This window comes from Ralstonia sp. VS2407 (assembly GCF_052950655.1).
The window spans coordinates 1-720 of the sequence record NZ_JBRFVG010000056.1; the positions used below are offsets into that span (position 1 = coordinate 1).

A 720-nucleotide genomic window follows, 5' to 3' on the forward strand; every position below is an offset into this window, starting at 1 on the left:
TCGGCATGCAATTATCCGTACGGCACGATCGATCCGATCGGCGCGCTGTCGGCGATCGCCGTCGAAAAGGACGTGTGGCTGCACGTCGACGGGTGCCTCGGCGGCTGGATGCTGCCGTGGGGCGAAGCGCTGGGCTATCCGGACATTCCGGCATTCGATTTTCGTCTGCCGGGCGTCACGTCGATCTCGGCCGATACGCACAAGTTCGGCTACGGCCCGAAGGGCGGCTCGGTGCTCGCGTGGCGCGACGCGAGCTTTCGGCGCCATCAGTATTTTCTGATGACCGATTGGGTGGGCGGCGTCTATGGCTCGCCGGGGTTGACGGGCAGCCGCTCGGGCGGCCTGATCGCGGCGACGTGGGCGGCGCTGCGCAGCCTCGGGCGCGAAGGCTACCTTGCGCGGGCGAAGGCGATCTTCGAGACGGCCTTCGACATGCAGGCCGCGGTGCGCGCGATTCCGGAGCTGCGCGTGCTCGGCAAGCCGACGTTCTGCTTCGCGTTCACCTCGGACGCGTTCGACATCTATCACGTGAACGATTTCATGCGGCAGCGCGGCTGGCGTCTCAATGGCCTGCGGCGCCCCGATGCGTTGCAGATGTGCGTGACGGGGCCGCAGACGCAGCCGGGCGTCGCCGAGCGGTTCCGGCAGGACCTGGGCGAAGCGGTCGAGCATGCACGGCATCGTGCGCACGCGCGGCCGCAGTCGAGCGGCGTTTATGGC

Annotated in this window: 1 protein-coding gene; it reads left to right on the top strand. The window is 68.2% G+C overall.

Features of this window, described 5'->3' with window-relative positions; translation table 11 throughout:
• Positions 1–720 (top strand): pyridoxal-dependent decarboxylase (locus tag ACU8YE_RS23770; RefSeq protein ID WP_446929785.1); only part of this gene is annotated, 720 nt, incomplete at both ends.